Annotated in this window: 21 protein-coding genes and 1 tRNA gene; 8 read left to right on the forward strand and 14 right to left on the reverse strand. The window is 72.6% G+C overall.

What is annotated here, in order from left to right:
• Positions 1–19 precede the first annotated feature (19 nt).
• Positions 20–1153: an LLM class flavin-dependent oxidoreductase gene (locus ADK64_RS34115; RefSeq protein ID WP_053665519.1), complete on the forward strand. Its 1134-nt coding sequence runs from the start codon at positions 20–22 to the stop codon at positions 1151–1153.
• Here ADK64_RS34115 and ADK64_RS34120 read toward each other — a convergent pair.
• Positions 1132–2943 carry a putative bifunctional diguanylate cyclase/phosphodiesterase gene (locus tag ADK64_RS34120; RefSeq protein WP_053665521.1) on the reverse strand — a complete coding sequence of 604 codons (1812 nt, stop codon included), beginning with the start codon at positions 2941–2943 and terminating at the stop codon, positions 1132–1134. The genes ADK64_RS34115 and ADK64_RS34120 overlap by 22 nt on opposite strands.
• Before the next feature lie 332 nt (positions 2944–3275).
• Between ADK64_RS34120 and ADK64_RS34125 the strand changes: the two genes are divergently transcribed.
• Entirely contained in the window at positions 3276–4529 is a 1254-nt protein-coding gene (locus tag ADK64_RS34125; RefSeq protein ID WP_199829784.1) for a M6 family metalloprotease domain-containing protein, read from the forward strand.
• Positions 4530–4665: 136 nt separating this feature from the next.
• Here the strand turns inward: ADK64_RS34125 and ADK64_RS34130 are convergent.
• The 7 genes from ADK64_RS34130 to ADK64_RS34155 form a co-directional block, all read right to left on the reverse strand.
• Positions 4666–4739 (reverse strand) — tRNA-Lys (locus ADK64_RS34130).
• Entirely contained in the window at positions 4730–5275 is a 546-nt protein-coding gene (locus ADK64_RS42295; protein WP_063789994.1) for a hypothetical protein, read from the reverse strand. The genes ADK64_RS34130 and ADK64_RS42295 overlap by 10 nt, the downstream gene beginning before the upstream one ends.
• Positions 5276–5427: 152 nt before the next feature.
• A complete protein-coding gene (locus tag ADK64_RS34135; RefSeq protein WP_053665525.1) occupies positions 5428–5796 on the reverse strand; it encodes a hypothetical protein in 369 nt (122 codons plus the stop codon).
• Positions 5797–5903: 107 nt separating this feature from the next.
• Positions 5904–7241: an AAA domain-containing protein gene (locus ADK64_RS34140; RefSeq protein WP_053665527.1), complete on the reverse strand. Its 1338-nt coding sequence runs from the start codon at positions 7239–7241 to the stop codon at positions 5904–5906.
• 14 nt (positions 7242–7255) lie between these two features.
• Complete coding sequence (locus tag ADK64_RS34145; protein ID WP_053665529.1) at positions 7256–8845, reverse strand: hypothetical protein; 1590 nt, start codon at positions 8843–8845, stop codon at positions 7256–7258.
• Positions 8836–10044 (reverse strand): hypothetical protein, encoded by a 1209-nt coding sequence (locus ADK64_RS34150; RefSeq protein WP_420713076.1) that lies wholly within the window; start codon positions 10042–10044, stop codon positions 8836–8838. Before ADK64_RS34150 ends, ADK64_RS34145 begins: the two co-directional genes overlap by 10 nt.
• On the reverse strand, positions 9941–10885 hold the full coding sequence (locus ADK64_RS34155) for a phosphatase PAP2 family protein (RefSeq protein WP_053665532.1): 945 nt from the start codon (positions 10883–10885) through the stop codon (positions 9941–9943). The genes ADK64_RS34150 and ADK64_RS34155 overlap by 104 nt, the downstream gene beginning before the upstream one ends.
• Positions 10886–11127: 242 nt before the next feature.
• Here ADK64_RS34155 and ADK64_RS34160 point away from each other — a divergent pair, with 242 nt between their 5' ends.
• Positions 11128–11724 carry a histidine phosphatase family protein gene (locus tag ADK64_RS34160; RefSeq protein ID WP_053665534.1) on the forward strand — a complete coding sequence of 199 codons (597 nt, stop codon included), beginning with the start codon at positions 11128–11130 and terminating at the stop codon, positions 11722–11724.
• Between the two features lie 17 nt (positions 11725–11741).
• Here ADK64_RS34160 and ADK64_RS34165 read toward each other — a convergent pair whose 3' ends face one another.
• On the reverse strand, positions 11742–13220 hold the full coding sequence (locus tag ADK64_RS34165) for a hypothetical protein (protein ID WP_107093163.1): 1479 nt from the start codon (positions 13218–13220) through the stop codon (positions 11742–11744).
• A 209-nt stretch (positions 13221–13429) separates the two neighbouring features.
• Here ADK64_RS34165 and ADK64_RS34170 point away from each other — a divergent pair, with 209 nt between their 5' ends.
• Both ADK64_RS34170 and ADK64_RS34175 read left to right on the forward strand, forming a co-directional pair.
• Complete coding sequence (locus ADK64_RS34170) at positions 13430–13840, forward strand: hypothetical protein (RefSeq protein WP_053665536.1); 411 nt, start codon at positions 13430–13432, stop codon at positions 13838–13840.
• Between the two features lie 34 nt (positions 13841–13874).
• Positions 13875–14753 (forward strand): spermidine synthase, encoded by an 879-nt coding sequence (locus tag ADK64_RS34175; RefSeq protein ID WP_053665538.1) that lies wholly within the window; start codon positions 13875–13877, stop codon positions 14751–14753.
• Between the two features lie 46 nt (positions 14754–14799).
• Here the strand turns inward: ADK64_RS34175 and ADK64_RS34180 are convergent, their stop codons facing one another.
• Positions 14800–15306: a hypothetical protein gene (locus ADK64_RS34180; RefSeq protein WP_053665540.1), complete on the reverse strand. Its 507-nt coding sequence runs from the start codon at positions 15304–15306 to the stop codon at positions 14800–14802.
• A gap of 100 nt (positions 15307–15406) precedes the next feature.
• Here ADK64_RS34180 and ADK64_RS34185 point away from each other — a divergent pair, with 100 nt between their 5' ends.
• The 3 genes from ADK64_RS34185 (at position 15407) to ADK64_RS34195 (ending at position 19119) form a co-directional block, all read left to right on the forward strand.
• Entirely contained in the window at positions 15407–16132 is a 726-nt protein-coding gene (locus ADK64_RS34185; protein WP_053665542.1) for a response regulator transcription factor, read from the forward strand.
• On the forward strand, positions 16129–17520 hold the full coding sequence (locus ADK64_RS34190; RefSeq protein WP_053665544.1) for a sensor histidine kinase: 1392 nt from the start codon (positions 16129–16131) through the stop codon (positions 17518–17520). The genes ADK64_RS34185 and ADK64_RS34190 overlap by 4 nt, the downstream gene beginning before the upstream one ends.
• A gap of 132 nt (positions 17521–17652) precedes the next feature.
• Positions 17653–19119, forward strand: a complete 1467-nt coding sequence (locus ADK64_RS34195; RefSeq protein WP_053665546.1) for a cellulose binding domain-containing protein — start codon at positions 17653–17655, stop codon at positions 19117–19119.
• Positions 19120–19195: 76 nt separating this feature from the next.
• On the opposite strand, the gene ADK64_RS34200 is transcribed toward ADK64_RS34195, so the two are convergent.
• The 4 genes from ADK64_RS34200 to ADK64_RS34215 all read right to left on the reverse strand — a co-directional run bounded on the left by ADK64_RS34200 (position 19196) and on the right by ADK64_RS34215 (position 24012).
• Positions 19196–20635, reverse strand: coding sequence for a GH1 family beta-glucosidase (locus ADK64_RS34200; protein ID WP_053665548.1), 1440 nt, complete (start codon positions 20633–20635; stop codon positions 19196–19198).
• Positions 20636–20748: 113 nt separating this feature from the next.
• Positions 20749–21663: a carbohydrate ABC transporter permease gene (locus tag ADK64_RS34205; protein WP_053665550.1), complete on the reverse strand. Its 915-nt coding sequence runs from the start codon at positions 21661–21663 to the stop codon at positions 20749–20751.
• Between the two features lie 10 nt (positions 21664–21673).
• Positions 21674–22681, reverse strand: coding sequence for a carbohydrate ABC transporter permease (locus ADK64_RS34210; RefSeq protein WP_053665816.1), 1008 nt, complete (start codon positions 22679–22681; stop codon positions 21674–21676).
• Positions 22682–22686: 5 nt separating this feature from the next.
• Positions 22687–24012 (reverse strand): extracellular solute-binding protein, encoded by a 1326-nt coding sequence (locus ADK64_RS34215; RefSeq protein WP_053665552.1) that lies wholly within the window; start codon positions 24010–24012, stop codon positions 22687–22689.
• Between the last annotated feature and the right edge of the window lie 141 nt (positions 24013–24153).

A 24153-nucleotide genomic window follows, 5' to 3' on the forward strand; every position in this document is an offset into this window, starting at 1 on the left:
GCGGGGACCGCCTCCTGTTATGGCTCGGACGGACAGCCCACGCCATGAACAGGAGGCCCACACCGTGTCGGCAGACGAGATCCGGGGCACGACGCACGGCACCGCCCCCGTCCCCCTCTCCGTACTGGACCTGGTGACCGTCGGCGCGGGCAGTACCGCCGGCGACGCCCTGCGCACCAGCGTCGCGCTGTCCAAGCTCACGGAGGCCCGCGGCTTCCACCGGTACTGGGTCGCCGAGCACCACTCCATGCCGGGCGTCGCCTCCTCCTCGCCCGCCGTGATCCTCGCCCACCTCGCCGCCCACACCGACCGCATCCGGCTCGGCTCGGGCGGGGTGATGCTGCCCAATCACGCCCCGCTGGTGATCGCCGAGCAGTTCGGCACGCTGGAGGCGATGGCGCCGGGCCGGATCGACCTGGGCCTCGGCCGCGCGCCGGGCACGGACGGGGCCACGGCCGCGGCCCTGCGCCGCACCGACTCCCTGCACGAGGGCGCCGACGACTTCCCGCAGCAGCTCGCCGAGCTCACCCGCTTCCTGGACGACGACTTCCCCGACGGGCACCCCTACGGACGCATCCACGCGATCCCCGGGCCGGTCCAGGCCACCGCCCCCGGTGGCGTGCAGTCCCCGCACCGGCCGCCCGTCTGGCTGCTCGGCTCCTCCGGCTTCAGTGCCCGGCTGGCCGGAACGCTGGGGCTGCCCTTCGCCTTCGCGCACCACTTCTCCGCGCAGAACACCATCCCGGCCCTCGACCTGTACCGGCAGACCTTCCGGCCCTCCGCGGTCCTGGACGAGCCCTACGCCCTCATCGGCGTCTCCACCCTCGCCACGGACGACGCGCGCGAGGCCCGCCGGCAGTCCCGGGCGCTGGCGCTGAACATGCTCCGGCTGCGCACCGGCCGGCCCGGCCTCTTCCCCGACCCGGACGAGGCCGACCGGTACGAGTTCAGCCCGATGGAGGAGGAGTTCATCACCTCCTGGACGGCCAACATCGTGCACGGCACCGCCGACGAGGTCCGCTCCGGTCTGGACGACCTCCACAAGCGCACCGGCGCCGACGAGCTGATGCTCGTCTCCCACGCCCACCGCGGCGAACTGCGCCTGCGCTCCTACGAGTTGATCGCCGACGCCTACGGCTTGCCGGCCGCGTAGGTCGGCGAGCCGAGCAGCTCGGAGATACGATCCGGCGGCACCGGACGGGAGTACAGCCAGCCCTGTCCGGTGTCGCAGCCGATCCGGCGCAGCCGGGTGGCCTGGGCGGAGGTCTCCACGCACTCGGCGGTCACGGTGATGCCGAGCCGGTGGGCCAGCTGGATCATCGCCTCGACGATGACCTCGTCGGCGGGGTTGGGCGCGACGGCCGTGCCCTTGGCCGCCTCTTCGTACTGGAAGCCGCGTACGAAGGAGCCGTCCAGCTTCAGCGTCGAGACCGGCAGCCGGCTGAGGTAGGCCAGGTTGGAGTAGCCGGTGCCGAAGTCGTCGATGGCGATGCGCACGCCCATGTCGCTGAGCGCCTGCAGGGCCTGGAGCGGACGCCCCGCCGAGCCCATCACCGCCGACTCGGTCAGCTCCAGCTGGAGCAGATGCGGGGCGAGCCCGGTCTCGGCGAGCACCTCCGCCACGTCGGCCACCAGGTCGGAGTCCCACACCTGGCGTACGGCCACGTTGACGCTGACGAAGATGGGCGGCTCGCCGGGGTTGTCCAGCTGCCAGCGGCGGGCCTGCCGGCAGGCGGTGTTCAGCGCCCAGCGGCCGAGCTGCACGATGGAGCCGTCCTCCTCGGCCAGTCCGATGAACCGATTCGGCGTCAGCGTGCCGAACTGCGGGTGATGCCAGCGCACCAGCGCCTCGACCCCGGACAGGCTTCCGTCCTCCATGCCGATCAACGGCTGGTACTCGAGGACGAATTCACCGCGCTCGATGGCGGGGCGCAGGGTGGAGGACAGGGCCTGACGGGTCATCCGGTGCGCGTTGCGCTCGGGGTCGAACAGCGTCCAGCGGCCCTTGCCGTCGGCCTTCGCCCAGTACAGGGTCGTGTCGGCGGCCTGCATCAGTCCGGTGGCCGTCGTACCGGCCGCGTGGCGCTCGACGACCCCGATGGACGCGGTCAGCGACAGCCGCTGTCCGGCCAGGTCGAAGGGGGCCTCAAGGGCCTTGAGCGCCGACTCGGCGAGATCGGCGAGCTGTTCGGTGCCGGTGGAGTCCTCCACGAGCAGCGCGAACTCGTCGCCGCCGAGCCGGGCCACCAGGGGGGTGGCGGCGCGTGCGTAGCCCGCCTCGTCGGCGACCCGGGTCAGCCGCTCGGCCACGGACGCGAGCAGCCGGTCGCCGACGCGGTGGCCGAGGGTGTCGTTGACGGCCTTGAACCCGTCGAGGTCCAGATAGCACAGCCCGATCCGGCCGGTGCCGCTCTGCTCGTACGACTCCGCCTCCAGCGCGGCCGTGAGGCGCTCGAAGAACAGGGTGCGGTTGGGCAGCCGGGTCACCGGGTCGTGCATCTGCAAGTGCCGCAGCCGCGCCTGGAGTTCGCGGCGGGCGCTGATGTCGGCGACCGACAGCAGCACCCCGGGCTCCCCGCCGGTGAGCGGGGACACGGTGATCTGCACCCACACCGAGTGCCCCTCGGGGTGTTTGAGCCGGCGGGTGCAGCGCAGCCGGGCCTGCCGGCCGCGCAGGACCTCGCGGTAGGCGTGCCAGCTGCGGGCGTCGGAGGCCAGGTCCACCAGATCGGCGGCGACCCGGCCGGTGAGGGTGTCCGCACAGGCGCCGAGCAGCTCCCCGAACGCCGCGTTGGCGCTGACGACGAGTCCCGCTCGGTCCACGACGGCCATGGCGTGCGGGGCGGCCGCGAAGACACGGTGGTAGGTGGTGTGGTCACTGTCTGTAACGGCTGACCGGTCGAGGTCTGCCGCGGGCGTCGGCCCTTCGGACGTTCCGCTCACCGCTCGCTCCCGCAGTGCACTCGATCGCTGTCCGTGCCGGAAAGTGTGCCGATCATAGAGGCTGGCCCCGGGCCCTTCCAGCCACTCCCCAGTGTCCCGGATCGGGCAGGGTTTCTGACAGATCGTTTCTGCCCGCACCTGGGCGGGTTCTTCAAGCCCCCGACCAGTTGTGACGTTCCGTGAGTGTTTCGGGGTGTCGAGCGCCGGGGCGCGCCGGCGCGCGAAAAAAGCCCGCTCACCCTTCTGGTGCAGACAAATAGGGCATGTCATAAGAAACACCATCAATCTGGAATGCGGGTCCCGCGAACGCACCGCATCCGGAGGTCAAGTCCGTGCCCAAGCTGCGCAGCACCGCCGCCGTGTGCACCACGCTGTCGGCGCTCGCCGCCACCTCGATCCTCAGCCGCCCCTCGGTCGCCGAGCCCTTCTCCACCACCCCCTGCGCGCTGCACCGGACCGACGCCCACCACTCGGAGGGGGTGGACACGTGGAACCCGGACTACACCCGCCCGACCGGCACCCTCGACGCCGTACTGGTCTATCTGTCCTTCCCGGACGCCACCCCGCGCGTCACGCCCGCCGAGCTGACCGCTGACCACTTCCCGGCCACCACCCGCTACTTCGAGCAGGCCTCCTACGGCCGCTTCACCCTGCGCCCGCACCCGCTGAACCACTGGCTGCGCATGCCGAAGCCCTCCACGGCGTACGCCATGAAGCGCGACTGGGGTGCCGAGGACCGCGCCACCTATCTGCGGGACGCGTTCGCGGTGGCCGATCCGGAGGTGGACTTCTCCCGCTACCGGGTCGTGTACTTCGTCGCCGACCCGGACGCGCCGGGCGTCGACTCGGACGCCACGAAGGTCGTGAACCTCGACACCCCGGCACACGTGGACGGCACGGACGTCCGCCGGGTCGTCACGGTCTTCGAGAAGCACCCGCCGGACCGGCTGGTTCTCGCCCACGAGACCGGCCATGTCTTCGACCTGCCCGACCTCTACCACCGCCCGGACGACGGCAAGGGCGACTGGGACACCTACGTCGGCGACTGGGATCTGATGGGCAGCCAGTTCGGCCTCTCGCCCGACCTGTTCGCCTGGCACAAGTGGAGACTGGGCTGGCTGGACCGGCGTCAGGTGGTGTGTGTGCGCGGCGCCGGGGCGACCCGGCTGACCCTGGAGCCGCTGGAGGCCGGCCCGGGCGTCCCGCTGCAGGTCACGGCGGGCGCCCCGGCCTTCGGCCTCGGGCACGGAGTGAAGCTGGCGGTCGTGCGCACCGGCCCGGACGGCGTCCTGGCCTTCGAGGCGCGCGGTGCGGCCGGCAACGACCGGGCCACCTGCCGACAGGGTGTGCTGGTGTACCGGATCAAGGGCGGCGCGGAGTCCGGCGGCGGCCCGGTGGAGGTCGTGGACGCCCATCCGAACACCGAGGCCTGCTGGGAGAACTCGGTCTACCCGCCCCTCGCGGACGCCCCGGTCGCCCTTGGCGAGAGCTTCACCGTGCCCGGGGACGGCGTGAAGGTGGAGGTGGAGGACCGGACGGCGTCGGGGGCGTGGACGGTGAAGATCACACCGGGGGTGCAGGGCTGACCTCCCGGGCAACGGCCCGTCGCGTCAACTCCCCGCGTCGCCGCCAGCAGTCGTGGAGGTCGTGCGCTCTCTCACCAAAAAAGCCTGGGGCTTCTCACGGGAGTGAGAAGCCCCAGGCCAAGGTGCTGCTTGTCTGTGCGCCGCCAGGGACTCGAACCCCGGACCCGCTGATTAAGAGTCAGCTGCTCTAACCAACTGAGCTAGCGGCGCCTGCTGACGTCGTAGACCTTAGCACCCTGATCCGCGGGAGGAAAAATCGATATCCGCACCGCCGCCCTGGCCGCCCGCACGGCCGCCCAGAGGACCACTTCCGGGCCGGGCAGCCACGGGTGCCGCTGGTCCGGAGCCACCAGCCAGCGGGATTCGCCCGTGGCGGAGCCCTCGCCGTCCGGGGCCGGGACGGTCACCGCGTCGCCGGTGCCGTGGCACAGCAGCGGCGGCACCTCGTGTGTACGGTGCGAGCCCCACTCCTCCCAGGCCAGCAGCGAAGGCAGCCGCTGGGCCGTGCCCGGCGCGGCGAACAGCAGCATGCGGCCCCGGAACACCGCCACCGGGCCCGAGCCCGGCCCGCCGTCCCATAACTGGTCCAGCATCCGGCGCCCGAAGATGGCGGGGGCGCTCACCACGTCGAAGGCGGTGCCGCAGGGAACCCAGCGGGCCGACGTGCTTCGGACGTACGGTCCTGCCGAGGCGAGCCAGGCGGCGCCGTCGGGGGTGACTCGGGTGATGTTCGGTGCACTGCTCATGCCACCCAGATGTACCCGGGGTGAGCGCACCGTGCTTCTGAGTTGCCGAAACCCGGGACAGCGGCGGTGGGGGAGGAGTATCTTGCCCGCCTGGCATATGCCAGACGAGGTGACATATCGCGTCCGGTCACACGGGCCACACGGGCCACGGGTCAGAGGGGGTCGGCGGGCGTCCGTCCTTCGCTGTCGCCCCGCATCAGGTCCCGTCCGAACTCGACCATCTTCTTCGCGTAGTCCTCGGTCCACTCCGCCCGCGCGGCGATGTCGGCCGGGGTCAGCCGGTCGAACCGGCGCGGATCGGCGAGCTGGGCCGCCGCGACGGCCTGGAACTCCACGGCCCGGTCGGCAGCCGCACGGAACGCCTGGGTCAGCTCCGTCGCCCGGGCCAGCAGCGCCTGCGGATCCTCGATCGACTCCAGGTCGAAGAAGTGCTCGGGATCGCCGGCCGCCTCCGCGGGCTCGAAGAGCAGGGGCGCGGGGCGTAGCCGCGGTTCGTTACGACGCGGCGTGTGCTCCGCCATGTCTTGTCTCCTCCTCGTACGCTTCGCTGGGCACCGCCTTCAGGTGGGCCACCGTCCATTGTCCCGCGCCCCCGCAAGGGGCCCTCCGGGCCACCGTTGCCGACGCCTCAGGGCCGCCAGCTGATCCGGTGTTCGGACAGGTGGGCCAGGACCGCATGGTTCGCCTCCCAGCCGTCCGGAAACTTCACCAGCGTGCCCAGCTGGACCGGGTCCGTGGACGGGTAGTCGTCCAGGAGGTCCTCCACACCCGCGCGGCAGACCACGATGCATGCGTGGCGGTGGCGGGAGGCCAGGACGCACAGGCGGCCGGTCTCCAGGTGGAAGGCGGTGGCGTCGGGGCGCCCGGAGAGCGGGTGCAGGACCACCGTGACGTCGTACTCGCGGCCCTGGAGCCGGTTCGCGGTGTCGACCGTGACGTCCGCCATGCCCAGCTCGGCGAGCGCCGCGCGGACCGCCGCCGCCTGGTCGCGATGGGCCGTGCCGACGGCGACGCGGTCGGGGGTGAGGGGAGCGGGGGCGGGGGAGCGTTCGGAGGTCGCCGCGCCCGCGCGGTCCAGCAGGCGGCGTACGACCGTCGCCACCGCGCGGACCGCCTCCGGGTCCGTGCGCGGGGTGTGCCGGGCGGGCAGCTCCAGTAGGCCCCAGCCGGACCGCGCCGCCTCGTCGATCACCCGGTCCGGGCCGGAGCCGTCCGACGGGACGCCGAAGGCGAGCCTGCGGTCGCCGTGGTCCGTGCCGCTGCGGAACGGGGTGTACGGGTAGAACGCGTCCGAGACCAGGGGGGCCGCCGAGGCCGGGAGCCGCCAGGACACCGGCAGACGGTGCTGCGGCAGGCCCGGGTTGTGCGCCAGCAGCGTGGTCACCGCCGAGGCCGACGGGTCGTACGACAGGCCCGCCCACTGCTCGCTGCCGACGATCGCGAACGGGTCCAGCTGCCCCGGGTCGCCCACGAACAGCGCCCGCTCGAACAGCCCGGCCACGGCCAGCAGGGAGTCCGAGCGCATCTGGTACGCCTCGTCCACGATCGCGTGCCGCCACGGCTCGTCCGCCTTCACGTGCGCCCACTTCGCGGCGGTGGACAGGACCACCGGCAGACCGGTCAGCTCGGCCGCCTTCGCCGACGTACGGACCTGGGGCAGCTCCTCCAGCGCCGGGTCGTACGCGTCCGCGTCGCTGCTGTGGAGGCGGCCCACGGGCAGCTCGGGGTTCTTCTCGGCGAGGCGCAGGACCAGGTCGTCCACCTGGGCGTTCGTCTGGGCCACCACCATCAACGACCGCCCCGCGTCGGCCAGTTCGAGTGCCGCCCGGACCACCAGCGTGGACTTGCCGGCGCCCGGCGGGGAGTCCACGACCACGCCCCGCTCGGTGCCGTGCAGGGTGTCGCGCAGGATCGCGTCGGTGGCGCGGGCGGCAGCGGCTCCGGGGTCGAAGCCGACCGTCGGCACAGGACTCACAGGACTCACAGGACGTCCTCCTCGGTCACGGTGTCGGGCGCCTCCGGCGCGGACTCGCCCGGCGGGCCGCCGTGCGTCCACGGGGTCTCCTCCGGGTCGGGCAGCTTCGCGCCGCCGCGCTGCTCGTGCTCGAAGAGCGTGAAGCAGATCCGGTCGCCCTTCTCCGGCACCGACCCGGGCTCGGGCTCCTTGCCGCGGCCCATCTTGTCCAGGACGCGCAGGACGAACACACCCTCGGCCTCCTGCCCGGCGAACTCGGCCGACTGGGGCTTGCCGGCCAGCGAGCGGTACACCTTCGCGCGCTCGGCGAGCTGCGGCCGGTCGTCCGTGCGGACCGTCACCAGCGGGCGCGGGCCCGGCCGTCTGCCCTCGCTGTAGGTCATGACGACATCCAGTACCTCGCCCGCGAACGCCTCCCCGGCCAGCCGCCGCCCCGCCATCACCAGCGGGTCGTCCAGCGCCTCCTGCGCCTCCAGCCGGGCCTGCTCACGCTCGCGCGTGGCCAGCTTGTTCGCCGCCGTCACCGCGTCGTCCCGGCGCGGCTGCGGGGGCTCGCCGGCCAGCACCCGGTCGCGGTGGCCGGTGAACGACCAGCGGTCCCGGAGCCAGCGCTCCCCGGCATGCGCGCCCGCCGGCAGCGACCGCAGCAGGTCCAGGCCCCGCCACGTGGCGTCCCAGGTGGGCCGGGTGCGGCTCGCCACCAGGTCGCGGATCTCCCGCTCGGCCGCCGTGAGCGCGGCCAGCCGCTCGTCGGCGGCCAGGGCGTCCTCGGCCGCGGCGAGCGCGGCACGCGCGCGGTCGTAACGCTCGATGGCCGGGGCCAGCAGCTTGTTGTCGAACGCCGGGTCGGTGGCCGGGCCGGCCGGCGGGCACAGCAGCTGGCCGTCGGCGTCCCGGGCCAGCTCGGCCCGCCGCGCGGCCTCGGCGCCGGACGCCCCCTGCGGGGGGTCGATCCAGGCGAGCAGCGCGCCCAGGTGCTGGTCCTCCAGACTGGACTGGCCGGTCGCCCAGTGCCGGGAGAGCACGTCGGTGAGGGCCAGCAGGAGGGCGGAGCCGGGGACCCGGGCCCGCTCGCCGTAGTGGGTCAGCCAGCGGCCCAGCAACGGGATGTGCGGCGGCGCCGGATGGGGTGTCTCCGGGTCCTGCTCGGCCGTACGGCGAAAGCGCGTGGAGCGGCCCAGCAGCCGTACGAAATCCAGGCCCGCGCGGCTCGGCACGATCAGCTGGGGCGCGTCCGCGCACAGCTCCACCTCGACCTTGACCCGCTTGCCGGTCTCCGGGTCGGTCTCGGTGCGCTCGGCCGCCTCCACGGACTCGGCGTACGAGTCCAGGTACGGCAGGACGACGTCGGCCAGGTCGGCGAGGAACGTGAAGCGCAGATCGCGGTCGCGGGGCTGCGGCACGACCAGCAGCCGGGGCGCGTCCCGGTCGGTGCCGACCAGCGCGCCGAGCGGGGCGCCGGCCTCACCGGCGGTGGTGAGCGGCACGAACACCAGCGGGCGCTCGGACAGATGCCGGTGCCGGACGGTCGCGGTGGGCTGGGCCCGGCCGCCCGCGACGGCCTCCAGCCGGGCGAGGGTGGTGATCAGCGACACGCGGCCACCTCCAGAGCGGCCCGGGGTGCGGCGCCGGCGCCCGCCAGTGCCTCGGCGCGCAGGGCGGCCGCCCGCCGCAGGGCCGCGACCGCGGGGTCGTCCGGGTCGCCGGTCTCGCCCCGGGCCGCCGCGAGGACGTCCTCGACCGTGGCCAGGCCGCCCAGCTCGGCGCGCAGGGGCCGGCCCAGGCGGGTCACGGCGCCCGCCTCACGCGCGCGTTCCCGGCAGTGGAAGGCCAGTTCGCACGCGGACAGGCACTCCGGCGCGTAGGTCGCCGGGACCGCCGACACGGCCGCCGTCAGCTCCTCGGCGGGCCGGTCCGGCGCGAAGCACGTGCCCTCGGGCAGGGCCCCGGCGATCTCCTCGATCCGGGTGAGCCGGGCCAGCTGGCGGGCGGTGACCGCGCGCTGCTTGCGCACGTCCACGGCGGAACCGGCGGCCAGGTTGGAGAAGTCCTTCGGGCACACCAGCAGCACCCGGTGCCGTACGACCGGGACGGGATCCAGGCGGGCGGCGACCTCCTCCAGCGCGAGCACGTACACCGCCGACTGCCGGGCCGCCGCGCCGACCTTCGCCGGGTCCGCCGCGCCGTCCAGCAGCGGGAAGGACTTGATCTCCACCACCGACCAGCTGCCGTCCGGGTGCACCACCACCACGTCCGGCTCCAGGAAGGCGAGCGAACCCGCCACGTCCAGCGCCAGCATCGGATGGTCCAGCAGCGCCCAGCCACCCGCGCCCGTGGCCTCGCGCAACGCCAGCGCCGTACGGGCCGTGCGCCCCTCGGGGCCGTGCGCGCTCAGGTCGGGTACGGCGGCTGTCTCGGGCGGCGCGGCACCCGGGTCGAGGCGGGCGTGCGCCAGGCGCAGCAGCTCCGCGCCGCCGTCCGCCTTCACCCGCGCCTCGAACGCGTTGCCCCGGGTCAGCGCGAACTGCGACTGCCCGAAACCCGACGGCGCGCCCAGCGCACTCGCCAGCCGCGCCTTGTCCACCCCGGCGCCGTCCAGGATCGCCCGCCGGCGGCACCCGGGGTTCGCGGCGAGCGCCGCGAGGGCGCGCGCGTCCAGCGCCTTGGCCGGTACGTCGGGACCGCGCAGCTCAGCGAGCCGGTGCCGCAGCCCCTTCTCCCTCGTCGCTGGAGGAGGCGTCCGGTTCGGCCCCGGCGTCGAGCCGCGACTCGCGCTGCCGTGGAATTCGCTCACCCGCCGAAGTCTGGCACCCGCCACTGACAATCGGGGAGCCCGTGCCGCCCGCGGCGGTGGTGCCACGCGGGAACAGGCGGGCCCGGAGCAGGTCCAGGACCCGCATCACACGCGGCGCCAGCAGCTGGCCGACGCCCATCACGGCGACGCCCGCGACCGCGTCCAGAAGGTAGTGATTGGCGGTGCCCATGACCACGAGCGCGGTGCCCAGCGGGTAGGCGACGCCGAGGATCTTCGCCGCGCGCGTGCCGCCGTGCCGCCACAGCATCACCCCGCACCACAGCGCCCAGCCGACGTGCAGGCTCGGCATCGCCGCGTACTGGTTGGTCATCCCGCCCAGCCCGCGCGGCGCGCTGGCCTCGCCGCCCCACCAGCCGTACGAGCTGTACTGGGCCATGGTGTCCACGAAGCCGTGCCCGGCGGACAGCAGCCGGGGCGGGCAGGTCGGCAGCAGCGTGAAGCCGATCAGGCCGATGAACGTGGACGTCATCAGCCAGGTGCGGGCCCGCCGGTAGTGCTCGGCGCGGGCCCGGAACAGCCAGATCAGGATGGCGGGCGTGATCAGGTAGTGCAGCGAGGCGTACCAGAAGTCCGCCGGAACGCCGAGCCAGGGCTCGCGCGTGAACAGCCGGTTGAGCGGATGCTCGGCGTTGAGGTGCAGGGCCTTCTCGATGCGCAGGATCGTCAGGCCGTGGTCCACGGCGGAGGCGACGTCACCGCGCGCGAGGAGGCGGCCGGCCGAGTAGCAGCCGTAGACGAGGAGGATCAGCGGCAGCTCGGTCCACCAGCGCAGCCGGGTACGCGCGGCCACCTCGGTGCCCGGTGTCTCGGTCTGCGGCATCCGATCGCCCTCCCCCTTGTCGCTGTGCGGTCCGCCCCGGCGGGCGACCGTGCCACTTTACGGTGTTCGTGCACCGCCCATGCGGGCGCTCCCTCTTCGCTCGAGGGTTGCCCGAGCGTTCGCCGGGCCGCGCGCCCGTGCGGGCACTCAGCCCTCGAAGACGCCGAGATCGCCCGGCAGGTTGCCCCGGCGCGGGGTGCGCGATGATGGAGGGGTTCCCTTCGCATCCGGAAAGGTCTCCCATGGCACCGCGCATCCTGCTGGCCCGGCACGGACAGACCGAATGGTCGCTGTCCGGCAAGCACACCGGCAGGACGGACGTACCGCTGCTGGAGGAGGGCCGGCGCGGGGCCAAGCTGCTCGGCGAGCGACTGCACCGCGCTCCGCTGGACGGACTGCCGGACGTGGAGGTGCGCACCAGTCCGCTGGTGCGCGCGCGTGAGACGTGCGAACTGGCCGGTTTCGGCGACCGCGCCACCACCTGGGACACGCTCATGGAGTGGGACTACGGCGCCTACGAGGGAATGACCCCGGCCGAGATCCAGGTACTGCGGCCGGGCTGGCTGATCTGGCGGGACGGGGTCCCGGAGGGCGAGAGCATCGGCGACGTCACCGCGCGCGCGGACGAGGTGGTCTCATGGGCGCGCTCGGCCGACCGCGACGTCCTGCTCTTCGCCCACGGCCACATCCTCCGCTCCATAGGCGCCCGCTGGCTGGACCTCCCCCTGGACTTCGCCGCCCGCATCCGCCTGAACCCGACGTCCTTGTCCGTACTGGGCTGGGCGTACGGCGAACCGGCGATCGAGAGCTGGAACGACGTGGGGCACCTGGCGTCCTGAAGGGGCGCCGACCACGTTCAGGCCCTTCCCGTCCTCGGCACAGAGGCATGCCGGTCCAGGAAATCGGACACTCCGGACGCCCGCCGATGCGGCAGCAGAACCCGCGCCGTCCCCGCCAACATGCTCTGGATACGGGAGGACTGCACCTGGTCCAAGAGGGACAGCACGCGCAGGCCGGCGGCCGCCGCCTCGTCCGGCCGCCCCTCACGGGCGAGGTCGTCGGCCAACTCGGCCGTGTACAACGCGATGTTCCGGGTGAAGTGAGGATCCTGCAGCTCGGTGGCGCGATACGCGTGCCGCGACGCCCGCCGCCAATCGCCCAGCATGGACCAGCACTGCGCCTCCAGCCCTTCCAGCTCGGCCTCGCCGTAGAAGCTCATCCACTCGGGGTCGGCGTCCGAGTGGCCCCGGACGAAGAGGGCCTGCGCCCGGACGAGTGCCTGCTCGCAGCCGGTGCGGTCGGCGAGTCCCGCCCAGCCGCCCGCCTCACGCAGTGAGAGCAGGGACATCAGCCGGGCGGAGCCGAGGGGGCGGGCGGCGCGCTGGGCGGCCTGTGCGGCCCGGACCGCCTCCCGGGGCCGGCCGGCGTCCCGCGCCAGGAAGGCCGTGTTGCAGAAGGCGTGCGCCTCCAGCGCCGGGTCCCCGGTCATCCGGGCCGTGGCCAGCGCCTCCGCGTAGTGCGAGCGGGCATCGTCGAAGCGGCCGGAGTCGTGGGCCAGCCAGCCCACCGAAATGGCGAGTTCACCGGCGCCGGAGTGCAGACGGTCGGCGGTGGTCTGCCGGGTCGCGCCGGCGTCCAGCAGCTCGTAGGCCGCGCGCAGCGGAGCCGCCGCACGCCGGTAGAGGCCGTCCGCGCCGTGCCGGTCGTCGAGCAGCCGGATGCGGCGGACCGCCTCCTCCAGGGCGGTCGCCTCGGCCGTGCCGGGCCGTCCGGGGCGCCGGGTCGCGGCCGCGGCGTCCGTGGTGAGCCCGAGCGGGCTCAGCGTGACGGTGACGGCGGCCATCGTGGCGCCTCCGCCGGTCATGAATGCGCGACGCAGCACGTCGCTCTCCTCGTGGTTCAGGTGGTGGTTCTCGTACGGCTCGTGCGGGTCATACGGGTCGTACGGGTCGTGCATGTCGTGCATGTCGTGCGGGTCCGGTGGGTCATACGGCTCGCAGGCCCCCGGCGACTCACCGGAGGTGTCCAGGGCCGGGCGCGCCGCCCGGCCGCGGACGGACGAACGGGGCGCGAAGCCGAGGTCGGTGAGCGTGCGGCCGGGGAACATGTGCAGGAACACCCGCTCGTACGCGTAGTTCGGGCAGCGGATCTCGCCCGCCTCGACCCTGCCGATGTAACGCGCGTCACAGCTCACCCGCTCACCGATCTCGCGCGCGGCGCGCCGTACGAGCGCCGCGAACTCGGCCGGTGAACGCCTGCCGCGCAGCTGGCGGAAGGCGAGGTTGGGCCGGGGTGGCCGTTCGGGCTGTGACGAGGTCACGGTTGACGACGCCATGGCCGGGTCCTCTCGTGCGAACCGTCGAACCGGGCATGAACGTACCTGCTGTGACGGACCCGCCACGCGGTGTTTGGCTACAAACCGGATATCTCATCCACGATCTGCCATGAAGTGCCATCCTTTGCGGCGCACTTGTGCCGTAGCCGTTGACGACCTGGCGCGTTGGAGGGGTTGGACCGCAACAGTGCTGTGTGGTGGAGGCCGGCATGGAGACCAGCCAGAGCAACGAACCTTGTCCGCCGTCGTCGGCCGTGGAGGACGCGGCGGGCACGGCGGCATGCGACCTCGTGACGGTGCCCGCCCGGCAGGGGCTGGAGGCGGTCGACATCCTGAGGCGCGGGTCCGGGGAGGCGATGGGGCCCGTCCTGCACGACGACGGCTGCGGCACCCTCGGTTTCCTGGTCCCGGCCGGCACCGCGGCCTGCTGGGACATGCCGGGCAGCACCTGCACGGAGACCGAAGGGCGCGGCATGCGGCTGACCCCGCAGCCGCCGGTGGAGGGCTCCGACTGGCTGCTGCCGCCCGGGGAGGCCGATCTCGCCACCGATCCGGTGGTGCTGCGCAAGGCGCTGGGGGAAGCGGCCCGGATGATCGAGGCGGCCGACAGCTGCCGGTGAGGCGCGGTCCCGGACCGCCTGCGAAAATGGGCGGATGGGCAGAGCCAGGAACACACGGCAGTCACGGCGCGCAGCGGCCGCCGAGGAAGCCGTCGTGGAGGCGGTCGACGGCGGGCTCGCACAGCTCGTCCCCGATCCCGACCGCACCCGGGGCTGGACCCTGCTGATCGACGGCGCGCCCCAGTCCCACGTCGACCTGGACGACCCGGCGTATCTCTCCTTCGAGTACCAGCGCCGCCTCGGCCATGTCATCGACCTCGTCGCCCCGCCCGGCAGGCCCGTGCACGCCGTGCATCTCGGCGGCGGTGCGCTCACCCTCGCCCGGTACGTCGCCGCCACCCGGCCCCGCTCCACCCAGCAGGTCGTCGAATGGGACGCCGCCCTCGTCCAGTTGGTCCGGCGTGAGCTGCCCCTGGAGCCGAACGCCCGGATCCGGGTCAGGTCGGCGGACGCGCGCGCGGGGCTCGGCAAAGTGCCGGACGGATGGGCGGACTTGATCATCGCCGATGTCTTCAGCGGCGCCCGTACCCCGGCCCATCTGACCTCCACCGAGTTCCTGGACGAGGTCCGCCGGGCCCTGAAGCCCTCCGGGGTCTACGCCGCGAACCTCGCCGACGGTCCGCCGCTCGCGCACCTGCGCGGCCAGATCGCCACCGCCGCCGCGCGGTTCGCCGGACTCGCGCTGATCGCCGACGCGGCCGTACTGCGCGGCAAGCGCTTCGGCAACGCCATCCTGGTCGCCTCCGACGGCCCGCTCCCGCTCGCGGAACTCACCCGTCATGCCGCCTCCGACCCGCACCCCGGCCGGGTCGAACACGGCAAGCCGCTCACGGACTTCACCGGCGGCGCGGCCCCCGTGACGGACGCGGCGGCGGTGGCCTCCCCGGCCCCGCCGCCCTCGGTGTTCCGCTGACGTCCCGGCGGTCGGCGCGGTCGCCAAAAGACCGTGCTGTCGCCTCTCAGTAGTTCCCGACCTCCACGTGGGGCGGCCCGTCGTGCCAGGTGCAGAACACCGACACCCGCGCCGTGTCCTTGCTGAACTCCACCCGGATCCAGGTGTCGGTCTTCCACACCTGCATCGACCAGCCGGTCCCGGGCGTGGCCGAGACGAGGGTGGCGTCGGCGGTGCCCAGGGCGAAGACCGCGCGACCGCCGTCGGTGTCGTAGGCCTTGACCTGGCCGGACGCGGACTGCGTGGCCGTGGGGGAGGGCGTCGGGCGGTGGGCCGGGGTGTGCGGCGGGGTCGGGCTCGGCGCTCTGCCGGACGGGCTCGCCGACCGGGGCGGGCGCCGCGTCGGCGAGGCCAGGTCCTGTGTGCCCTGTGGGGTGGTGTCCGTGATCGGCAGGGCACGCGGCGGGTCGTACGCCGTCGCCGCCATCACTGTGTGCACGCCCCACCACGACAGCGTGACCGCCGCTCCCGTCGCGAGCAGCCACGCCATCACCGGTACGAGTCCTCTGCGCATCGCGGGCCATCCTGCCTCACGACCCACACGGGTTGTCCACAGGACCGGAGTTATCCACAGGTCCGGACCCGTGTCGACCGCATGGCGTACGGTGCGGCGCATGGCAAGTGTGCTCGTGGTCGAGGACGACCAGTTCGTACGCTCGGCGCTCATCCGGCATCTGACCGACGCCGCACACACCGTGCGCAGCGTCGGTACGGCACTGGAGGCGCTGCGCGAGGTCGCCCATTTCCGTTTCGACGTGGTCATCCTGGACCTCGGACTGCCGGACCTGGACGGCTCCGAGGCCCTGAAGATGCTGCGCGGCATCACGGACGTGCCGGTCATCATCGCCACCGCGCGGGACGACGAGACGGAGATCGTCCGGCTGCTGAACGACGGGGCGGACGACTATCTGACCAAGCCCTTCTCGGTCGAGCACCTCTCGGCCCGGATCGCGGCCGTGCTGCGCCGGGCCCGGGCCGTCGGCGGTGAGGCCCCGCCTGCCCCGGTGCTCCGGGTCGGCGGCCTGACCGTCGATCCGCTGCGCCGCCAGGCCGAGCTGGACGGGGTCGGCCTCGACCTCACCCGCCGGGAGTTCGACCTGCTCGCCTTCCTGGCCGGCCGGCCCGGTGTCGTCGTCCCGCGCAAGGAACTCCTCGCCGAGGTCTGGCAGCAGTCCTACGGCGACGACCAGACCATCGACGTCCATCTGTCCTGGTTGCGCCGGAAACTGGGGGAGACGGCCGCCCGGCCGCGTTATCTGCACACCCTCCGGGGCGTCGGCGTGAAGATCGAGCCGCCTGTCGAGGACGGGGCCGGCGGGTTCGGGGGGCCGGTGCGATGAGGTGGGCCCTGGTCAAGGTCTGCCTGGCGGTCACCACGATGGTCGTGGTCGCCTTCGCCGTGCCGCTCGGCCTGGTCGTCAAGGAGATGGCCCGCGACCGGGCGTTCTCCAACGCCGAGCGGGAGGCCGCCGCCGTCGCGCCCGCGCTGTCGATCACCACCGACCGGGACAAGCTGGAGCGTGTGGTGGCCTCCGCCGGCGCCGACTCCGGGATGGCCGTGCACCTGGCCGCCGCCGACGGCCGCCCGGCGCTCGACCTCGGCAGACAGCGCGCCGCCGACCGCGACATCCAGGCCGTGCGGAAACTGGGCCGGGCCTCCACGACCACCGTGACCGGCGGATCGACCCTGCTCCAGCCGGTCGCGCTCGGCTCCGGCACCATCGCGGTCGTCGAGGTCTACGTCCCCGAGTCCGAGGTGACCAACGGCGTCGGCACGGCCTGGGCGGTGCTCGCGGCCGTCGGCCTCGCGCTGATCGTCGGCTCGGTCGCCGTCGCCGACCGGCTCGGGGTGCGCATGGTGCGGCCCGCGCAACGGCTGGTGCGGGGGGCGCACGAACTGGGCGAGGGCAAGCTGGGCTCCCGGGTGCCGGAGGACGGCCCGACCGAACTGCGTCTGGCGGCCGTCGCGTTCAACTCCATGGCCGACCAGGTCGTCCAGCTCCTCGCGAACGAGAGAGAGCTGGCCGCCGACCTCTCCCACCGTCTGCGCACCCCGCTCACCGTGCTCCGGCTGAACGCGGCCTCCCTGGGCGCAGGTCCGGCCGCCGAGCAGACCCGGGCCGCCGTCGCCCAGCTGGAGCGCGAGGTCGACACCATCATCCGTACGGCCCGGGAGGCCAAGCCGCAGACGGCCGCGGCCGGTCCGGGCACCGGGTGCGACGCGGCCGGAGTGGTCCGCGAGCGCATGGAGTTCTGGTCCGCGCTCGCCGAGGACGAGGGCCGCAAGTGGCGGGTGGCCGGCGTGGAGCGGCCGGTGCGCATACCCGTCGCCCGCGCCGATCTGGCCGCCGCGCTCGACGCCCTGCTCGGCAACGTCTTCCGGCACACCGCCGAGGGCACCGCCTTCGCGGTCGACGTGCACAACGGCGAGGACGCGGTGATCGTGCTGGTCTCCGACGCGGGCCCCGGCATACCCGACCCGGACGCCGCGATGGCCCGGGGCCGCGGCTCGGGCAGCGCCGGCTCGACCGGACTGGGCCTCGACATCGTGCGCCGGCTGGCCGAGTCCACCGGCGGGGACGTGCGCATCGGCGCCTCGGTGCTGGGCGGCACCGAGGTGCGGATCTGGATCCAGCTCGACGGGCGCAAGCCGGTGGGGCGGGGACACCGGGGGAGCGTGCGCAGACGCCGATCGGGCAAACCGGTTCCGACCGGTCTTGACCATTAACCGTCCCCGATCCCTTCCTTAAGCGCACCCTAAGGTCTTCAACCACCGTCCCGATCAGGCCGTTTGTCCGATTCCGGATCGCTAGCGTGCTGCCGCACCCCACCCCCGTGAACATCGAAGGCAGGCACGCGCATGAGCACGCACCGGCGCAGGATCAGTGGCAGGAACAAGGCGATCGGCGGCCTCGTGGCCGCGGCCGTGGTCGGCGGTGGCGCGGTCCTGCTCAGCGGCACGGCGAACGCGGCCGGCGTGAACGCCGCGTACACCAGGACCAGCGAGTGGTCGACCGGCTACACCGCCCAGTACGTCGTCACCAACAACAGCGGTTCGCCGGAGAAGAGCTGGACGCTGGAGTTCGACCTCCCGGCGGGCGCCAAACTCAGCTCGCTGTGGAACGGCGAGTCGAGCGTGAGCGGTTCACACGTCACCGTGAAGCCGCCGCAGTGGGACACCGCGGGTCTCGCCCCGGGCAAGTCGGTGACCATCGGCTTCGTGGTCGACGGCGGCGGCGCCCCGACCGGCTGCCGAATCGACAACAGCCAGTGCTCCGCGGACGGCGGCGCCACCCCCGAGCCGAGCGGCCGGCCCACGCAGTCCCCGGCCCCCACCGCCACGCCGAGCAAGACCGCCACCCCCACTCCGACCAAGAGCGGCACCCCCACCCCCACCCCGACCGCTTCCCGGACGACCGGCAGCGGCAGCACCTCCTCCGCCGGCTTCGCCCCCTACGTCGACACCTCTCTCTACCCGGCCTTCGACCTGGTCGGCGCGGCCGACGCGACCGGCGTGAAGAACTACAACCTGGCCTTCGTCACCGACGGCGGCGGCTGCACCCCCAAGTGGGGCGGCGTGACCGACCTGACCAGCGACGCCGTGGCCGCGCAGATCGGTTCCCTGCGCGCCAAGGGCGGTGACGTCCGGGTCTCCTTCGGCGGCGCCTCCGGCTCCGAGCTGGCCACCACCTGCTCCTCGGCGGACGCGTTGGCGGCGGCGTACGGCAAGGCCGTCGACGCCTTCAAGCTCACCAAGGTCGACTTCGACATCGAGGGCGGCGCGCTGCCGAACACGGCCGCCAACACCCGCCGCGCCCAGGCCATCGCCAAGCTCCAGCAGCAGCACCCGGGCCTGGACGTCTCCTTCACCCTCCCGGTGATGCCCGAGGGCCTCACCCAGGACGGTGTGAACCTGCTGTCGAACGCCAAGTCCAACGGCGTGAAGACCAGCACGGTCAACATCATGGCGATGGACTACGGCGCCTCGTACAGCGGCGACATGGGGGGCTACGCCCAGCAGGCCGCCACCGCCACCCAGGCCCAGATCAAGGGCGTCCTCGGGCTGTCCGACTCCGCGGCCTGGAAGGCCGTCGCCATCACCCCGATGATCGGTGTCAACGACGTCTCCTCCGAGACCTTCAAGGTCGACGACGCCACTCAGCTGGTGAACTTCGCCAAGTCCAAGGGGCTCGGCTGGCTCTCCATGTGGTCCGCGGCCCGCGACAAGCAGTGCGCCGGTGGCGCGAAGGACTCCGCCGACCCCACCTGCAGCTCGATCGTCCAGGACAAGGACGCCTTCTCGAAGGCGTTCGGCGCCTTCAACTGACCCGATCCCGACGGACCGGCCGAGCCGGGGTGTGGCGTTCCGGGGGGAGCGCCACACCCCTTCGTCCTCGTCCGGGTCACACGGCGAAGTCCGCCGACGGCAGCGTGCCCGTCCGCGCCGCCTCCCCGTACCACCGGGCACTCGACTTCGGTGTGCGCTCCAGCGTCGCGTAGTCCACGTACACCGCGCCGAACCGCTTGCCGTAGCCGTACGCCCACTCGAAGTTGTCCATCAGGGACCACAGGTAGTAGCCGCGCACATCGGCGCCGTCGGCGAGGGCCCGGCGGACCGCCGACAGGTGGCCGTGCAGGTAGGCGATGCGCTCGGGGTCGTGGACGCGGCCGTCGGGGTCGGGCTTGTCGTCGTAGGCCGCGCCGTTCTCGGTGATGTACAGGGGCAGCCCCGGCGCCTCGCGCGAGTAGCGCATGACCAGGTCGTACAGGCCCGTCGGGTCGATCGTCCAGCCCATCTCGGTGCGCTCGCCCGGGGTCTGGTGGAACAGCACGTCGTCCGAGCCCGGCCAGGGGGAGTGGTCGCTGGCGCCGTGGCCGTCCGCCCGCGGGCCCGTGACCTCGCCGGATCCGGCCGAGACCAGCGCCGGGGTGTAGTAGTTGAGGCCCAGCGCGTCCGGCTTCGCCCCGGCGATGCGGAGATCGCCGTCGAGGACGTACGACCAGTCGGTGACCGAAGCCGTCGCGGTGAGCAGCGACCCGGGGTAGGCGCCGTGCAGCAGCGGGCCGTGGAAGACCCCGTTGGCCAGGTCGTCGATCCGGCGGGCCGCGGCGAGATCGGCCGGGTCCTGCGAAAGCGGCCGTACCACCGAGGAGTTGAGACTGATCGCGATCCGGTTGCGGGCCGGCATCACCGAGCGCAGCGCCGACGCCCCGAGCCCGTGCGCCAGGTTGAGGTGATGGGCGGCGCGCAGCGAGGCCGCCGGATCGGTGCGCCCGGGCGCGTGCACGCCGGAGCCGTACCCCAGGAAGGCGCTGCACCAGGGCTCGTTGAGGGTGGTCCACTGCTCCACCCGGTCGCCGAGCGCCTCGCCGACCAGGCGCGCGTACTCGGCGAACCGGAAGGCGGTGTCCCGCTCCGGCCAGCCGCCCGCGTCCTCCAGCTCCTGCGGCAGATCCCAGTGGTAGAGGGTGAGCGCCGGCTTGATGCCGTGGGCGAGGAGTTCGTCCACCAGACGGCGGTAGAAGTCCAGGCCCCGCTGCACGGCCGGTCCCCGCCCCGTCGGCTGCACCCGCGGCCAGGAGACCGAGAAGCGGTACGCGGTCAGGCCCAGCTCCGCCATCAGCGCCACGTCGTCGCGGTAGCGGTGGTAGTGGTCGACGGCGATGTCACCGCTCTCGCCGCCGGCGGTCCTGCCCGGCGTATGGCTGAAGGTGTCCCAGATCGAGGGGGTGCGGCCGTCCTCCCGCACCGCCCCCTCGATCTGGTACGCCGAGGTCGCGGCACCCCACAGGAAGGCGGGCGGGAAGGTCACGGAGGAAGCGGACGGGACGGACTCTGACATGGAAGCGCTCCCATAGGAAGTCGTGGAAGACCGGCGAAGTAAAGAGGAGAGTTGGCGAAGGAGAGGCGGGGGCCGGGCGGCGGGGCCCCGGCCCCCTCAGGAGACGCGGGCGGTCAGCCCTTGACCGCGCCCTGCATGATCCCGCCCACGATCTGCTTGCCGAAGACCGCGAACACGAGCAGCAGCGGCAGCGTGCCGAGCAGCGCGCCCGCCATGATCAGCGACTGGTCGGGGGTGTAGCCGCGGCCCAGGGCCGAGACCGCGACCTGCACGGTCGGGTTGCCGTTCTGGGTGAGCACCAGGAACGGCCACAGGAAGTCGTTCCACGTCTGCACGAACATCAGCATCCCGAGGACCGCCATCGCCGGCCGGGCCGCCGGGAACACGATGTGCCACACCACCCGCCAGCTGCTCGCGCCGTCGACCCGGGCCGCCTCGATCAGCTCGTCCGGCAGCGCCTGCATCAGGTACTGCCGCATGAAGAACACCCCGAACGCGCTCACCAGCGACGGCAGGATCACCGCCTGCAACTGGTCGGTCCAGTCCAGCTTGGCGACCATCATGTACAGCGGGATGATGCTCAGCTGCGGCGGCACCATCATCGTGCCGATCACGATCAGCATCAGGGCGTTACGGCCCTTGAACCGCAGCTTGGCGAAGGCGAACCCGGCGATCGTGGACAGGAAGACGATGGTCGCCGCCGAAACACCGGCCACGAAGGTGGTGTTGACGAACGCCTTGCCCAGGTTGGCGTCGTTCCAGGCGACGTCCAGGTTGTGCGGGAGGTTGGACCCGAACCAGAACGGCGGCGGGGTCTCGGCCAGCCGGTTGTTGTCGCGGGACGCGGCGATCGCCGTCCACACCAGCGGGAACAGCGAGCCGATCGAGAACAGGATCAGGACCGCGTACGCGAGGGGGCCCGCGTGCAGCGTCCCGCCGGCCCGCGCCGCCTTCGGCCGCCGAAGCCGCCGAAGGCGCCGTGGCCGCCGCTGCTCTTCCACCTCGGTCGGGGTCAGGGTCGTCGTCACGGCCGTACTCCTAACCACTCTCGCGCAGCCGGCGCGAGATGACGTAGTTGACGATCCCGATCACGATGAGGATCAGGAACATCGTCCAGGCGATCGCGGAGGCGCGGCCCAGGTGCTGGTTGACCCAGCCCTGCTCGTACAGATACAGGCCGAGCGTCTGGAACTGGTGCTCGCCGCCGCCGGAGGCGCCCTTGTTGGCGTCGAACATCAGCGGCTCGCCGAAGAGCTGTGACGCTCCGATCGTCGAGACGACACAGGTGAACAGGATCGTCGGGCGCAGCTGCGGCAGCGTCACGTGGAAGAACTGCTGCCAGCGGCTGGCGCCGTCCAGCGCCGCCGACTCGTACAGGTCCTGCGGGACGGCCTGCATCGCCGCCAGATAGATCAGCGCGTTGTAGCCGGTCCAGCGCCAGATGACGATCGAGGAGACCGCGATCTGCGAGGGCCACCTGTCGTTCTGCCAGTCGATGCGGCCGATGCCGATGTAGTGCAGCGCCCAGTTGATCATGCCGTAGTCACGGCCGAAGAGCAGCACGAAGACCAGCGAGGCGGCGGCGATCGACGTCGCGTACGGCGCCAGCATCACGACCCGGTAGAAGGTCGAGGCGCGCAGCTTGTAGTTGAGGATGTGGGCCAGCCCCATCGCCATCGCCAGCTGCGGGACGGTGGAGATCACCCCGATGGTCAGGGTGTTCCGCGCGGCGTTCCAGAAGAAGTCGTCGTCGAAGATCCGGGTGTAGTTGTGCAGCCCCGCCCACTGCATGTCGGTGGGCGCGGTCAGCTCCACCGTGTGCAGCGAGGCCCAGCCGGTGTAGATCAGTGGGAACAGACCGAACGCGACGAACAGCAGGAAGAACGGGGAGACGAAGGCGTACGGGCTCCAGCGGATGTCCCGCTGCCAGCGGCGGGACAGCCGCGCCCGCCGCCGCTCGTCCGTGCCGGATGCGGCACCGGAGCGGGCCGGGGCCGCGCCCCCCTCCCCTGCGGGGGGCGCGGCGGTGTCGTGCCGGGTGGCCATGCCGGTCACTTCTCCAGGTTGTTGTCGATGGTCTTGACGGCCGTGTTCCAGGCGTCCGCGGCGGACTTGCCCTTCGTGACCAGGAAGACACCGTTGTCCGTCAGGCCCGCTTGGATGATCTGGTCCTTCGGGCCGATCACCTGGGGCGGGATGGACTTGGCGGCCTGCGCGAAGATCGTGCCGATCGGGGCGTCCCCGGTCATCTCGTTCTTCGCGCCCGTGACCTGGGACATGGCGTACGCGGGCGGTGCGCTCGGGAAGCTGCCCTGGACGGCGAACAGCTTGGCCTGCTGGGCGGGCGCAGTCAGCCAGGTCACGAACTTCTCGGCCTCGGTGACGTTCTTGCCGGACTTGGGCACGGTCAGGAAGGTGCCGCCCCAGTTGCCGGCCTGCGGCGCCTGGGCCACGTCCCACTGGCCGGCGGTGTCCGCCTTCGACTTGCCCTTGATGTAGCCGAGCATCCAGGGCGGGCAGGCCACGGAGGCGAACTTGCTGTTGGAGATCAGCTGGTCCCAGCCGGGCTGGAACTGCGTCTGCGACTGGAGCAGTCCGTCCTTGGCGGCCTTGGCCGTCAGGTCGAAGGCGCTCTTGACGGCCGGGTTCGTCTTGTAGATGACCTTGCCGGAGGAGTCGTAGAACTTCTGGCTCGCGCTGCTGACGATCGCGTTGAGCAGACCGCCGGGGGAGTCCATGAAGGTGGTGCCCTTGGGGGCCTTCTTCTGGTACTGCTCGCCGACGGAGACGAGCTTGCTCCAGTCACCGGCCCACAGCTTGGACACCTGGTCGCGGTCGGTGGGCAGGCCGGCCGCCTTGAACATGTCCTTGCGGTAGCAGATCGCCATCGGCCCGATGTCGGTGCCGAGCCCGACCGTCTGGCCGCCCGCCGTGGTGGCCTGCTGCCACTTCCAGCCGAGCCAGTTGCTCTTGTCCACGCCCTGGACCTTGGAGAGGTCCGCCAGCTTGCCCGCCTGGGTCTGGACGACCTCGGCGATGTTGCCGACCTCGACGGCCTGGACGTCCTGGAGGCCGCTGTTGGTGGTGAGGTGGTTGACGAGGGCCGGGTAGTAGTTCTCGTTCTTCTCGATCACGTTCTCCTTGATCGAGATGTCGGGGTGCAGCTTCTCGTACGCGGTGTAGAGGCCGGCTTCCTTGAAGCCCATGGTGCCGAACAGGCCGAGGGTGATCGTGGTCTTGCCCTTGCCGCCGCCATCGCCCGAGGTGTCGGACTTGCCGCCGCTGTCGTTGGCACAACCGGTCAGCAGCCCCGTGGTCAGCGCGGCCACGGCCGCGAGGGCCCCCAGCCTGCGGGACCGGCGGATGCTCGTACGCATTGCGTCCTCCTGTTGCCTGACGTGCCGACCCCCGGCCAACTGCACTGTTGGGCCCGTCTGTTGCTCGCTGCGGCTCGGGCGGGGAACGTGCGGGATGTGTATGTCTCAGGTAGTGTGGGAGCGCTCCCACACGTGATGGGT

Source organism: Streptomyces sp. MMG1121, assembly GCF_001280015.1.
GTDB lineage: Bacteria > Actinomycetota > Actinomycetes > Streptomycetales > Streptomycetaceae > Streptomyces.

Coding starts and splice junctions, on each gene's coding strand:
- ADK64_RS34115 (WP_053665519.1), top strand. CDS start 20: ATGGCTCGGACGGACAGCCCACGCCATGAACAGGAGGCCCACACCGTG.
- ADK64_RS42295 (WP_063789994.1), bottom strand. CDS start 5,275: ATGAGCAGTGCACCGAACATCACCCGAGTCACCCCCGACGGCGCCGCC.
- ADK64_RS34135 (WP_053665525.1), bottom strand. CDS start 5,796: ATGGCGGAGCACACGCCGCGTCGTAACGAACCGCGGCTACGCCCCGCG.
- ADK64_RS34155 (WP_053665532.1), bottom strand. CDS start 10,885: ATGCCGCAGACCGAGACACCGGGCACCGAGGTGGCCGCGCGTACCCGG.
- ADK64_RS34160 (WP_053665534.1), top strand. CDS start 11,128: ATGGCACCGCGCATCCTGCTGGCCCGGCACGGACAGACCGAATGGTCG.
- ADK64_RS34165 (WP_107093163.1), bottom strand. CDS start 13,220: ATGGCGTCGTCAACCGTGACCTCGTCACAGCCCGAACGGCCACCCCGG.
- ADK64_RS34170 (WP_053665536.1), top strand. CDS start 13,430: ATGGAGACCAGCCAGAGCAACGAACCTTGTCCGCCGTCGTCGGCCGTG.
- ADK64_RS34175 (WP_053665538.1), top strand. CDS start 13,875: ATGGGCAGAGCCAGGAACACACGGCAGTCACGGCGCGCAGCGGCCGCC.
- ADK64_RS34180 (WP_053665540.1), bottom strand. CDS start 15,306: ATGCGCAGAGGACTCGTACCGGTGATGGCGTGGCTGCTCGCGACGGGA.
- ADK64_RS34185 (WP_053665542.1), top strand. CDS start 15,407: ATGGCAAGTGTGCTCGTGGTCGAGGACGACCAGTTCGTACGCTCGGCG.
- ADK64_RS34190 (WP_053665544.1), top strand. CDS start 16,129: ATGAGGTGGGCCCTGGTCAAGGTCTGCCTGGCGGTCACCACGATGGTC.
- ADK64_RS34195 (WP_053665546.1), top strand. CDS start 17,653: ATGAGCACGCACCGGCGCAGGATCAGTGGCAGGAACAAGGCGATCGGC.
- ADK64_RS34200 (WP_053665548.1), bottom strand. CDS start 20,635: ATGTCAGAGTCCGTCCCGTCCGCTTCCTCCGTGACCTTCCCGCCCGCC.
- ADK64_RS34210 (WP_053665816.1), bottom strand. CDS start 22,681: ATGGCCACCCGGCACGACACCGCCGCGCCCCCCGCAGGGGAGGGGGGC.
- ADK64_RS34215 (WP_053665552.1), bottom strand. CDS start 24,012: ATGCGTACGAGCATCCGCCGGTCCCGCAGGCTGGGGGCCCTCGCGGCC.